We start from the raw sequence: 11,080 nt of genomic DNA, 5'->3' as shown, positions 1-11,080 counted from the left end.
CCGCGCCGGCGGCGTGGGTTCGGTGAGTGTCATCACCGAACCCACGCCGCCGTGGCGTGTGACGGACCGGGAAGTGATCAGGAATGCGTTCGCTGGATGCGCTGGATGGCCTGATTCACCACCTTCTCGGCCACCGGCCGATCTCCCAGCCCCGGACATCGATGCTCTTGCCGGGCTCCAGGTCGGTGTAGACCTCGCCGAGGCGGCCAGGCTGCCCCGGGTCGAAGCCCAGGCGGAACTCGACGCCCTCGCGCAGCAGCCGCTCGGCGTCCAGGCGCTCGTCGGCGCCGGGCCGGTGCACCAGGTCGCCGGCGGCGATCAGAGCCGCGCCCGGGGATGTCACGAAGCCGCCCGGCACGGCATCGTGTGGGCGGCACCGGTTCCGCCGCCCGAAATGGTCATGGGCACGTCGCAGCACTGGAAGAGGGCCGCCTTGTCGGTTGCGGCCACGGGTAGCGTCACCAAGCGACGGGGCCGAGGCGGTCGGTAAAGATCCCGGTCGGCCCGTCGGTTTCGAGCATCGCGAGCCTCACGATCGAGTCGGTTCCCTCGGTAACCGTCAGCTGACCGGTGTGGGTGTTCATGTCGGTGGCGGCGTACGTGCGGTTGGCGACTTCGCCGGGTGTGGCGACGTTGAACTCTCCGTGTCCCGCTCACGTGCTGCCGAGCGAGCCGAGAGTACCGCTGCTCAACCGGGCGCTCAGATCGAGACGCACCTCGCCGTAAGGGCGGATGTGCAGCCGGAACAGCGGGGTCAGGCCGCGCCGGTCGACCGGGGTGAGCAGGGCGGACCACTCGGGCTCGGAGAGAACGTCTTGAAGCATCAGGACGTTCACCATGACGAGCGAGGCCTGCAAGATCCGAAGACACAGGTCGCCATCTCCGCCTACATCGCTCTCCTCGGTCTGCACCGCGGTGTTGTCGGCAGCCACCAGGGCAAGCACCCGGGCCACCGTCATCGCATCCGGCCGCGCCGCGATCCGGTGAAACCAGGTCTGCTCCGCGTTGTGCAGTGCCGACCGTACGATCCGACTGATCCGCCCCGGTGAGGGCGGCTCTATCCGTTCGGCCCGGCACTGCTTGAGCAGCTCCTCGCGGACCCGGTCGGGCTGCCGTTCGGCGTGCGCGACATTCACGGCCAGCTAGTCGGTCAGCTTGTCGGTGTCGGCGACGGAGCAATCCCGGAAGCCGAGACGGTCGCGGATCTCTCTGCGATGACGCTCGATCGTCCGACCTGAGCAGTCGTACAAGCCCAGGCTGCTGACCGACGTCTTGGTCTGCTTCGCGACGTAGTCGACCACCTCGTCAGAAAACTCTGCCCGCCCGCGCGGGAAGCGCCCGTGCTGCGTGAAGTACTTCAGCAACAGCCTCGGGCACCGCGGTGCTCACCCGCGCCGATGTCAGGTCTGCCGGCGCACCGCAGCGGCGGGCGCGTCGTCCGTCTCGGGTTCGCGAGACGGCAGCGGCATCAGAACATGCCGTTGTCGTTGGCTGCCTGGGCGGGAATGTCCTGGATGACGTCCCAGTGCTCGACGACCTTGCCGTTCTCCAGGCGGAAGAAGTCCGCCAGCGCACGACCGGGGTTGTCCGGGTTGTCGGGTTCGAGATCGAGATGAGAGTGGGTGACTACCATGTCGCCTTCGGCGATGACCCGCTTGATGTCCAGGCGCAGGTCGGGGTATTCGCCGCGCAGCCAGGTCACGAAGGCGGTGAACGCCTCGGGGCCGTCCTGGGCGTCGGGGTTGTGCTGGATGTAGACGGGGCCGAAGTGGTCGGCGATGGCCTTCTCCGGGTTGCCGCCGAACGCCGTCTGGTAGTAGTCGACAACGACCTTCTTGTTCTGCTCAAGATCAGACACAACTGCTCCGTTCAGGATGCGGGTCTGCCTGGGGGCACACAGATGGCGCCGGAAGCAGACCCCTTCAAGGTTGAGGTTGGAGGAGGCCCTGCGCTATGCACGATGGCCGGACGGGTGAGATGCGCGCAACGGTTCATCTGCTGGCGGGATCGTCCTCATGGGCTCGGTCGTCGGCGGGAGGGACGAAAGCCCGGGTGGTGCGCGGGTAGGTCGCGTGCCGGGACCGCTGTCAGGTCACGGCTCGGAGGGCGGGACGGCGCATGCACCGTCCGGGCCGCAGACGGCTCCTGCCGAGGCGGTCTGGGCGGGCGGGCGCTGGGTCCAGGCGGTGTGCAGTGCCTGGGCGAAGGCTTCGGTCGGCTGGCCTCCGGAGAGGGCGTAGCGCTGGTCGATGACGAAGAAGGGGACGCCGGGGGCTCCCAGACGGGCGGCTTGCTGTTCGTCGGCGCGTACGGCATCGAGGTAGGCGTCCGGATCGTCCAGGACGCGGCGCGCTTCATCCGCGTCGAGTTCGGCCGCTTGGGCGAGGCCGAGGAGGGCGTCGGAGGTGAAGATGGTCCGGGCCTGGGCGAAGTTGGCTTCGAACAACAGATTCAGCAGTTGGTGCTGGCGGCCGTGTGCCTTGGCGAGATGCAGGAGGCGGTGGGCGTCCAGGGTGCTGCCGACCTGTCGGTCGGTGCGGTAGGCGAGCCCTTCACGGGCCGCTGTTGTCGCGACCTGCCGGTCCATGCCGGGGCCCTGGGGGCCGAACTTGTCCGCCAGCATCTTGTGCACTGGCTCGACGTGCGTTTTGTCGCGAGCGGGGTCGAGTTCGAACGAGCGGTGGATGACTTCGACCTGATCGCGGTGTGCGAAGCCGGCCAGGGCTTTGTCGAAGCGGGCGGTGCCGATGTAGCACCAGGGGCAGACGACGTCGCCCCAGATCTCTACGCGCATGGTAGTGCCGTTCCTTGCGTCTGTACGGGTGGCAGAGGCTGTGCGCGGGTTTCAGGCCGCGAGGGCCTGGGCGACGACGGTGGACAGGGGTGTGGTCGGCCGTCCCAGGAGCCCGCTCAGGTCGGCGGTGACGCCGGCCAGTGCGCCGTTGGAGACCTGGACGTCGGCGTCGACGATCAGGCCGGTGACGAAGCCGGGGAGTCCGGTCCGGGCGAGGATCTGCCGGTACTGCTCGGCAGGCAGGTCCGCGGCGGCGACGACCTGGTCGGCGGGCACTCCGCGCTGGAGCGAGTGCTCGATGACCTGGCGGCCGAACTGTCCGGTGGCACCGGTGTCGACGATCATGACGGATTCCTTCGTTGTGCTGAGGAGGGGGCCGGGCGCCTTCCCGACACCCTCAACGTACACTAACCGAAAGTTAGTGCCAACTTCTAGGCAGTACTGTGTTCGAGGTAATGTAACGGTGAAGGAGGCATTCATGAACGAGTTGTCCACCGAGGACGAGCGCCAGGTGGCCGCGCTGGAGTTCGACGTCTTCGCCAAACACTGCCCCTCCCGTCAGGTCCTGGACCACCTCACCGGCCGCTGGGGCGTCCTGGTTCTCGCCGGTCTGCGCAAGGGGCCCGCGCGCTTCAACGCCCTGCGCCGGCGCATCGACGGAGTCAGCGAGAAGATGCTCGCCCAGACACTCCAGGCCCTGGAGCGCGACGGCTTCGTCAGCCGCGAGGTCCTCACCGGGATGCCCCCGAGCGTCAATTACTCCCTCACACCCCTGGGCGAAACCACCGCCGACCATCTCATGGCCTTCATCAGCCACATCGAAGCCAACATGCCCGCAGTCCTCGCATCCCAGGAATCGCACACTGCCGCCACCCCGGCCCGACTCCCGCTCACAACGGGATCCGCCCGCACGCCCACCCGCCAGGGCCGCACCCCTTTCGCGCAGACGACCGGTCGGTAAAGTTCCTGGACCTGGCCACCGTTGACCATCCGCACCCGGTATGCATCCGCGCCCCGAGCCGCGCGGCCTCCTCGGCGTGCTCCTCAAGGTCGCGGCCACTGCGGCGACGCCCGCCCCCAGCCCGCCTGATCCCATCGGCCCAGGGGTGCGATCCATGCCGGCCGAGACGTTGATGTCGGCCCAGGCCGACGGCCTGTGCGGCGCCGGCTATGAACGGCGCACCAGTGAGCGGACCAACCGGCGTAACGGCTCCTTGATGTCGGGCCGATGGCGCTCAGAGTGATGTCGTCAGGACCGGGACGGGTTCGACGGTCACCCGCACCGGTGAGCCGGGGGCCAGTTCGGCGATGTGCGTGCTCGCCACTTGGGCGATCACCGTCGAGAGACGTAGGTGACCCGCGCGTAGATGGGGGAGATGCCGACGACCAGCACGATGGGAGAAAGCGTCAGCGGCAACAGGCAGGCGAACTCCACTGCCCGCCGCAACCGCGGCACCCGCAGGTGGACCCAGGCCATCGTGGGCACCAGCATGCCCACCACAGTGAGCAGCACGAGCTCGAGGGAGACGACGATGGCGTCGAGGAGATCGGGGTCGGTGCCGATCGCCATTCCACGCCTGCCGCGTGCGGCTCGACCCACGCCTCTCGTCGAGAACTCCAGCGTGGCGACGAGCGGGAGCAGCAGGTAGAGGCCGATCGCAGCCAGCACCGTCCACCGCAGCAGGGAGGGCCCGCGTCCGGCCGCCGCCTGCGCTTTCATCGGAGCCATTTCGCCGTCCTCCGCTGGAGCAACGGTTGACACAGCGTCTCCACGGGACACCTCAGCAGGATGTCTCTACCGGCTCATCCGACACAATGACAGGCCTGGGGCGAGACTTCCGCCTGGACCGCGACGAGCGCAAACGCTACGCCAGCTACCTCGACGACCCCGAGCACCTGGTCGCCGTCACCGAGCGCAGCAACCGGCAGAAGGCCGGCAAGGACCCCAGCCATCGCAGGTGGTCCGGATGCGAGCAGGGTGCCGGGACGGCTGCCCGCCCTCAGGAGGCAAGAGGTGGTAACTCCTTCAGGGTCCCGTTCTTTCACGGAAACAGGCCACGCCCTGGCGTCGCCGGCCGCCTTCCCCGAGCCACGCGAGGTTTAGGCTCCGAGGGCCCGCGGCTGGTCCGCGCCGCCGGCACCCCGGTGCTGCCCATCGTCGACGCGGCGGCCGAGCGGTCAGTGACCGTCGGGCTGGGACGGCCGGTGCCTCATCGGAGGAACCGGATGTGCGGGTAGCGGGGTGAGGGGCGCTGGAGCAGGTGGTTGTCGAGATGGCGTAGGTGCAGGTCGAAGAATGCTCGTACGTAGTCGCGTTGCGCGTGGATGGCGCGGTGCGGGTCGAGGGTGCCGATTGCTTGCGTCACCTGGCCAGGTGTCAATCCCAGGATGGGCGCGGCCTGGGGGAGCAGCGTTTCCAGGTCGGTGAACGAGGTGTGGGTGGAGCCGATGAGGGCCAGTTCGCGTTTCCAGCCGTAGTGGCTGGTCCAGAACTGATCCCAGCTGGGATCCTCCGGGCCTGGGCCGGGGTCGCTGCCGAAAAGAAGGAATGGCCGGTCGGTGCCGGCGGTGACGGGCGGCAGGAGGCTGCCGTCCAGGTTGACGCCGGCCCGTAGGCGCCGGTCGGCGCGGATGGCCGCGGCGGCTGTGGCGCCACCGAGGGAGTGGCCGAGCATGCCGACGCGGGACAGGTCGAACGCGCCGGCGAGGGTGGGGGGCAGGGGTCGCCGTCCGGCGTCGGTGTTGTGTCCGGCGTTGACCGCGGTGAGCTGGTCCAGCACGAACCGGGTGTCCGCAGTGCGCGCCGCGAGGGCCTTGGTGATGAGGGCATTGTCGATGTCGCCGGTGATGGCGAAGGTTTCCACCCGGCCGCCGGGAAACTCGACCTGGTCGGCGTCGTAGGTGTGGTCGATGGCCACGACCAGGTAGCCGTGGCTGGCTAGTTCCTCGATCAGAACAGTGCCGAGGCTGCGGTCGCTGCGCAGGCCCGGCGAGTACAGGACGATCGGCCTCCCGCACCGGCCGCGGTCCACCGGTGCGGCCAGGTGGGCGTGCGTGGTCGGTAGCAGCAGTGTGCCGGACGGGATGCCCTGTTCCTGCTCGAAGAAGGTGACGGCACCGGGTGACATCCACGGCGCGGGCGGGTGGCCATGGGCGGTGAGGGCCGGGTACCAGAGCTGGATCATGAGTTCCCGGGCCGTGCGGGAAGCCTGCCAGGGATCGACGCGTGCCCGGTCGACCAGGTGCAACGAGACCGTGCCCAGGGGATGCGGACCGGATGGTGCGGGCAGGGCAAGCCGCACCGGAGTCGGCGTGGGGTTGGCGGCGTCCGGCGAGTCCGCCGTGGGTCGCGATTGGGCGGATGCCGTGGTGGCCGTCGGGACGGATGCGATGGCTGACGCCGCGGCGGTGGCGAGCAGCGCTCGGCGGGTCAGGAGTCGTCTGTCGTTGAGCATCGCCAAAATGTAAGGTGTGCCTTCCATTTGGTCAAGGTCACTTGACTTGATGGAAGGCACACCTTACATTCATCGCATGGCAAAGCAGGTGCAACAGGACCAGGTGACGCGTGCGGCCCGCCGCGCTGTGCTCATCGACGGCATACCGGTGTCCACTTTGGGGGTGATAGCCCTGGCACTGGGCAGCAACCCCGATCAGAGCACCGCCCAGAAGACCTGGTGGATCGCGACCACCACCGTGTTCAGCCTCGCGGTGGCCTGGGTGCTGCTGCGGGCGTTCCGGCGCGCGGACGAATACCTGCGCAAGATTCAGTTGGAGAGCATGGCCATCGCGTTCGCCGCGGTCCTCGTGGGGCTGCAAGTGGCCACCCTGCTCGATGCCGCAGGCATCATCCAGCTCCATCAGCTCGCGCAGCTGATGATCCTCGGTGGCGTGGCGATCTGGCTGCTGATCGCGGACCTGCGCACCCGCTTCCACCGCTGAAGGGGAGCACCTGTGAAGAACCGGCTACGCGAACTGCGTGCGGCTCGCCGGTGGAGCCAGGCCGACCTGGCCGACCGGTGCCAGGTCTCCCGGCAAGCCATCAACGCCATCGAAACCGAGCGGTACGACCCCAGCCTGCCTCTGGCGTTCACCCTCGCCGACGTCTTCGGCCTGACCATCGAGGAGATCTTCCTTCCCGACCGGACGGAAGACACGGGCGACCCGGCCTGACATCGAGTCTTCTCAGCCGGTATGACGGTTCGATTCGAAGTCGTGCAGGACGAGGAGGGCCCGCACGATCCGCTGGCGTTGGCGGAGCCGGGATTGATCGATGAGCTGGGCGCGTAGCGCCTTCAGTTCGGCCCGCAGCGTCTTCAGTTCGGCTCTGTCTTCTTCTGCCTGGGTCTCAGCGCGGGTCGCGCGGGCCGAGGCCTCCTGAGCGTGGGTGGTGACTGCGGAGATCTGGTCCTGGTAGGCGGTGGTGAGCGCGGCCACCTGCCGCTCGGCGTCCGCGCGTATCCGCTGGGCGGCCTGTTCGGCCTGCTGGGCGCGGCCTGCAACGGCGGGCGGATTCTCGGCTACCAGCAGTCTCGGGTGACCACCGTCAGGCGTGGCGTCCCCGTCCGCCCCGCCACCGGTTCGCCCTGCACCCGGATGGTGTTGATCCCCGGCTGAAGGGTGAACCAGCGCGGCGGGCGCACCAGCAGCCCGCGGCCGGGCCCGCTTAGCGGCTCGGATGCTGCGTTCGGCCTGCCCGGCCGCGCGGTCCCGGTCGGCCTCGGCCGCCTGCGCGCGCTGGTCGGCGGTGCGGGCCTGCTCGCGGGTCAGCGCCAGCTCGCCGTCCCGGATGGCCAGCATGTTCTGCAGGTCGGCGATCCGCCGGTCCTGCACCGAGACCACGATCATCGATGACTACGCCACCACCACCGGCGCCACCCGCACCCACGCGCAGGGCGTCAATCACGCGCAGCCGGGTGACCCGGGCAAGGGCGCCAAGGCGATCGTCGACGTCACCGAGGCCACCGAGCCATCGCTGCGCCTGATCCTCGGCTCCGACGCCTACGGCTTCACTCAAGCGAAGCTCGACACCCAGATCGCCGAGCTGCACGCCTGGCGCAAGGTCTCCGAATCCACCGACCACGACGACCAGGTCCAGGCCGACCAGAACTGAGCTCGGCGGTGATCACCGCATCGCCAGGGTCCGCCGTCGGGACGGCGGACCCTACCGGCGTGCTTGTTCTCCTCTTCCAGCATGCGCCGTCAGACGATAGCGGGCCCCGCGCCGACTTGTTGACTGGGTCCGGAGGCTACATTCCGCGAGCACCCGGGCGCGGACCTCGTCCCAGGGCGGGGCGATCGGCACGGGACCCCGGTGCACGTCCCGGTGGACCGGGCCGAGGGCACCGGGACCGGGGTGTCGGCCGCCGAGCGCGCCGCGACGGTCCGCCGGCTGGCCGACCTGGCCGCGCGCCCGGAGGACTTCCTGGGCCCGGGCCGTGCTGGTGGACGCTCTGGTCACTGACGCCACCCGCGCCGTGCTGGCCGGGCGCGCGGTGACTACGGCCAACGCCACGGCGACGACGAACACGCCTCCACGGCCCGCGACGCCGGCCATCATGCTCGTGATCCTTCGCCCGTTCGATCTCGGCGACGCCGCCCCCCAGGAGGACGGCGGCAGCACGGAGCGACCTATCGGGCGGTAACAGCACAGAATCGATTACCGACAGCGCCCTGAACTACGAAGACGTGGCGCAGCCTTCGGTGATGCATATCGGCGAAGCCGTCTATCCGTCATTGGCCGATTCTTGAGCCGGTTCTGCATCCTGCAGCCTCGCGAGGGGCTCACCAAGGGGGCGTGGGGCCCTGCCGAGGCCGTGACGATCGCCGGGTGGTGGCCGGCGATGAGATCGATCACCAGGATCAGGCTCCGTTGCGGGTCAGGGCCTTGCTCTGCCTGGAGTTGAAAGAGGGAGGACCTCGGCCTTGGCAGTCGCGGCCTGTGCCGGCTGTCGCGCCGCCCGTGGTGCGCGGCGGCGGTCCAGGAAGCCGGACACGAGCGCCAGTCCCAGCCCGCCGCTCGTCATCAGGGCGCCGATCCAGTTGGGCGCGGTGTAGCCGAGTCCGGCGTCGATGGCCAGCCCGCCCAGCCAGGCGGCGATGGCGTTGCCCAGGTTGAAGGCGGCGATGTTTGCGGTGGAGGCCAGAGTAGGCGCGGCTTTGGCGGTGTCGAGCACCCGGGTCTGCAGGGGGGCCACGGTGGCGAAGCCGAAGCCGCCGAGCAGGACGATGGTGACCGCGGCCGGTATCCGGCCGTGGGCGGTGAAGGTGAAGGCGAACAGCAGGAGCGCCAGGCCGGACAGGATGACGTAGGTGCTGGGCAGCAGCGCCCGGTCGGCTGCTCGCCCACCCAGGTGATTGCCCACGCACAGGCCGATGCCGAACAGCACGAGCAGCCAGGTGACCGCGCTGGCTGGGTAGCCGGCGACCTGCGTCACGATCGGGGCGATGTAGGTGAAGGACGCGAACAGCCCGCCCCAGCCGAGCATGGTGGTGCCTACGGCCAGCCAGACCCGTACGCTGGTGAACGCGGTCAGCTCCTGGCGCAGGCTGGAGCCGGTCGCAGGTTGCGCGGGGACCAGGGCCACTACGCCGATCAGTGCGACCACGCCGATGGCCACCACGGCCCAGAATGTGGCCCGCCAGCCGAATGCCTGACCGAGCGCCGTGCCGCCGGGCACGCCCATGACGTTGGCGAGCGTCATGCCGGTGAACATCAGCGCGATGGCCGCTGCCTTCCGATGAGCGGGCACGAGACCCGCGGCGACGACGGAGCCGATGCCGAAGAACGCGCCATGGGTGAAGGACGCCACCACGCGTCCCGCCATCAGCGCGGCGTAGGTGGGGGCGAGCGCGCACAGCACATTGCCCGCCAGGAAGATGACCATGAGCAGCACCAGCATGGCCTTGCGCGGCAATCGCGTCCCGATCACGGTCAGCAGCGGGGCACCGACGACGACGCCCAGCGCGTAGCCGGTGACCAGAATCCCCGCAGTGGGCACGGAGACACCCAGGTCTCCGGCGACCTCGGGCAGGACGCCGGCGATCACGAACTCGGTGGTGCCGATGGCGAAGGCCCCGATGGCCAGCGCCAGCAATGCGATAGGCACGGTTTTCCTTTCGATGGGGGCTGCCGGTCGCCCCGATGGGGGTGACCGGCAGGACAGAGGCGGTCAGGGCTGGACGAGGCCGCTGCCGGCACCGGGTGCGGGGGGTGTGTCCCAGCAGCACCTTCACCAAGGAGTGCGGGCGGTCACCAGCCTGCGCAGCGTCATCGGCTCGGCCAGGACCAGTTCCAGAACCTGCGTGGCATGGCGGCTATGTGGAGTGGTGTAGTGCTCCGCCAGGGCTCGAGGGCCGGCCCATTCCTCGATCACCACCATGCTGGCGGGGCGGTTGGGATCGGTGTAGATGCGGTAGGCCAGGCAGCCGGGTTCGTCCAGGGACGGTTCGATCATCGCCTCCAGGGCGGTGCGGAGCCGATCTTCCTGTCCGGGCACGGCCAGGCACTCGGTGAGGACGATGAGGGACATCTTTCGCGGCCTCGTGCGTGATGACAGGCGGTCACGGCCGGGCAGGGCCGGTGCCGGCGCCCGAGGCGGTGATCGCGGCGGTGATCTCGTCGAGGTCGGACGGTGTCAGCTCCACCGATCCCGCCCCGATCCAGCCGTCGACCTGGGTGGTCTTGCGGGCGCCGACGATGGCGCCGGTGATGCCGGGCCAGGCCAGTGCCCAGGCGATGGCCACCTCGGCGACGGTGGCGCCGTGCCGCGCCGCGATCGGGCGCAGCGCGTCGGCGAGGCGGAGGTTGGCGGCCAGGCCGGTGGTGAAGTCGTGGTGGGCCGTCCGCCAGTCGTCCGCGGGCAGGCCGGCCACGCGTTCCGCCGAGAAGGCGCCGGTGAGAAGCCCCGACTGGAGCGGGGAGTAGACGATCACCCCGGTGTCGTGGGCGTGCGCCCAGGCGATCTCGGCGGCGGCGGAGCGGTTGATCGCGGAGAACGGCGGCTGGATCGCGTCGACGTGGGCGACGCGCTCGGCGGCCTCCAACAGCTCGGCCGAGTGGTTGGACAGGCCGATGGCGCGGACCTTGCCCTCGGCCTTCAAATCGGCCATGACCTGCCAGTATTCCTCCAGCGGGGTGGCGTTGGGGGAGACGGCGCCGAAGCCGCCACCGGCGTACTCCAGCGACTCGCCGGTGTCGGGATAGTGCACCTGGTACAGGTCGATGCGTTCGACGTTCAGCCGCCGCAGGGAGTCCTCGATCTCGCGGCGCACGCTGGCGGGCTTCAT

17 protein-coding genes are annotated in these 11,080 nt (G+C 69.5%); 5 read left to right on the top strand and 12 right to left on the bottom strand.

From position 1 onward, the window contains the following. Positions 1-115 precede the first annotated feature (115 nt). The 6 genes from KIK05_RS45405 to KIK05_RS45380 all read right to left on the bottom strand — a co-directional run bounded on the left by KIK05_RS45405 (position 116) and on the right by KIK05_RS45380 (position 3,139). On the bottom strand, positions 116-343 hold the full coding sequence (locus KIK05_RS45405) for a hypothetical protein (protein ID WP_214417150.1): 228 nt from the start codon (positions 341-343) through the stop codon (positions 116-118). A gap of 310 nt (positions 344-653) precedes the next feature. Continuing rightward, entirely contained in the window at positions 654-1,136 is a 483-nt protein-coding gene (locus KIK05_RS49340; RefSeq protein ID WP_214417149.1) for a Tn3 family transposase, read from the bottom strand. A gap of 6 nt (positions 1,137-1,142) precedes the next feature. Beyond that, positions 1,143-1,364: a DUF4158 domain-containing protein gene (locus KIK05_RS45395; RefSeq protein ID WP_214417148.1), complete on the bottom strand. Its 222-nt coding sequence runs from the start codon at positions 1,362-1,364 to the stop codon at positions 1,143-1,145. Between the two features lie 104 nt (positions 1,365-1,468). Further along, positions 1,469-1,858, bottom strand: a complete 390-nt coding sequence (locus tag KIK05_RS45390) for a nuclear transport factor 2 family protein (protein ID WP_214417147.1) — start codon at positions 1,856-1,858, stop codon at positions 1,469-1,471. Positions 1,859-2,092: 234 nt separating this feature from the next. Then, entirely contained in the window at positions 2,093-2,794 is a 702-nt protein-coding gene (locus KIK05_RS45385; RefSeq protein WP_214417146.1) for a DsbA family oxidoreductase, read from the bottom strand. Positions 2,795-2,845: 51 nt separating this feature from the next. After that, complete coding sequence (locus KIK05_RS45380) at positions 2,846-3,139, bottom strand: hypothetical protein (RefSeq protein ID WP_214417145.1); 294 nt, start codon at positions 3,137-3,139, stop codon at positions 2,846-2,848. A 133-nt stretch (positions 3,140-3,272) separates the two neighbouring features. On the opposite strand from KIK05_RS45380, the gene KIK05_RS45375 reads away from it, so the two are divergent. Continuing rightward, the gene (locus tag KIK05_RS45375; protein ID WP_214417144.1) at positions 3,273-3,755 is read left to right on the top strand and encodes a winged helix-turn-helix transcriptional regulator; all 483 of its coding nucleotides are present in this window, start codon (positions 3,273-3,275) and stop codon (positions 3,753-3,755) included. 372 nt (positions 3,756-4,127) lie between these two features. On the opposite strand, the gene KIK05_RS45365 is transcribed toward KIK05_RS45375, so the two are convergent. Continuing rightward, entirely contained in the window at positions 4,128-4,523 is a 396-nt protein-coding gene (locus tag KIK05_RS45365) for an ABC transporter permease subunit (RefSeq protein ID WP_214417143.1), read from the bottom strand. A 481-nt stretch (positions 4,524-5,004) separates the two neighbouring features. Beyond that, positions 5,005-6,249: an alpha/beta hydrolase family protein gene (locus KIK05_RS45360; RefSeq protein WP_214417142.1), complete on the bottom strand. Its 1,245-nt coding sequence runs from the start codon at positions 6,247-6,249 to the stop codon at positions 5,005-5,007. A gap of 76 nt (positions 6,250-6,325) precedes the next feature. On the opposite strand from KIK05_RS45360, the gene KIK05_RS45355 reads away from it, so the two are divergent. Together KIK05_RS45355 and KIK05_RS45350 are read left to right on the top strand one after the other, a co-directional pair. After that, complete coding sequence (locus tag KIK05_RS45355) at positions 6,326-6,733, top strand: hypothetical protein (RefSeq protein WP_214417141.1); 408 nt, start codon at positions 6,326-6,328, stop codon at positions 6,731-6,733. Between the two features lie 12 nt (positions 6,734-6,745). Beyond that, positions 6,746-6,964: a helix-turn-helix transcriptional regulator gene (locus KIK05_RS45350; RefSeq protein ID WP_214417140.1), complete on the top strand. Its 219-nt coding sequence runs from the start codon at positions 6,746-6,748 to the stop codon at positions 6,962-6,964. Between the two features lie 12 nt (positions 6,965-6,976). Here KIK05_RS45350 and KIK05_RS45345 read toward each other — a convergent pair whose 3' ends face one another. After that, positions 6,977-7,624 carry a hypothetical protein gene (locus KIK05_RS45345; protein WP_214417139.1) on the bottom strand — a complete coding sequence of 216 codons (648 nt, stop codon included), beginning with the start codon at positions 7,622-7,624 and terminating at the stop codon, positions 6,977-6,979. Here KIK05_RS45345 and KIK05_RS45340 point away from each other — a divergent pair. Both KIK05_RS45340 and KIK05_RS45335 read left to right on the top strand, forming a co-directional pair. Further along, positions 7,590-7,904 carry a Rossmann-fold NAD(P)-binding domain-containing protein gene (locus tag KIK05_RS45340; protein WP_214417138.1) on the top strand — a complete coding sequence of 105 codons (315 nt, stop codon included), beginning with the start codon at positions 7,590-7,592 and terminating at the stop codon, positions 7,902-7,904. The two genes, KIK05_RS45345 and KIK05_RS45340, sit on opposite strands and share 35 nt — an antisense overlap. Before the next feature lie 123 nt (positions 7,905-8,027). Next, positions 8,028-8,255, top strand: coding sequence for a 3,4-dihydroxy-2-butanone-4-phosphate synthase (locus tag KIK05_RS45335; RefSeq protein WP_214417151.1), 228 nt, complete (start codon positions 8,028-8,030; stop codon positions 8,253-8,255). Between the two features lie 415 nt (positions 8,256-8,670). Here KIK05_RS45335 and KIK05_RS45330 read toward each other — a convergent pair whose 3' ends face one another. The 3 genes from KIK05_RS45330 to KIK05_RS45320 all read right to left on the bottom strand — a co-directional run. Next, complete coding sequence (locus KIK05_RS45330) at positions 8,671-9,900, bottom strand: MFS transporter (protein WP_214417137.1); 1,230 nt, start codon at positions 9,898-9,900, stop codon at positions 8,671-8,673. A 123-nt stretch (positions 9,901-10,023) separates the two neighbouring features. Further along, the gene (locus KIK05_RS45325) at positions 10,024-10,323 is read right to left on the bottom strand and encodes a putative quinol monooxygenase (RefSeq protein ID WP_214417136.1); all 300 of its coding nucleotides are present in this window, start codon (positions 10,321-10,323) and stop codon (positions 10,024-10,026) included. A 31-nt stretch (positions 10,324-10,354) separates the two neighbouring features. After that, positions 10,355-11,080: aldo/keto reductase (locus KIK05_RS45320; RefSeq protein ID WP_214417135.1), on the bottom strand; the 726-nt coding region annotated here is incomplete at its 5' end.

The organism is Sphaerisporangium fuscum (assembly GCF_018531465.1).
In the GTDB taxonomy this organism is placed as follows: Bacteria; Actinomycetota; Actinomycetes; order Streptosporangiales; family Streptosporangiaceae; genus Sphaerisporangium; species Sphaerisporangium fuscum.
This window is presented reverse-complemented; position numbering and strand designations above follow the sequence as displayed.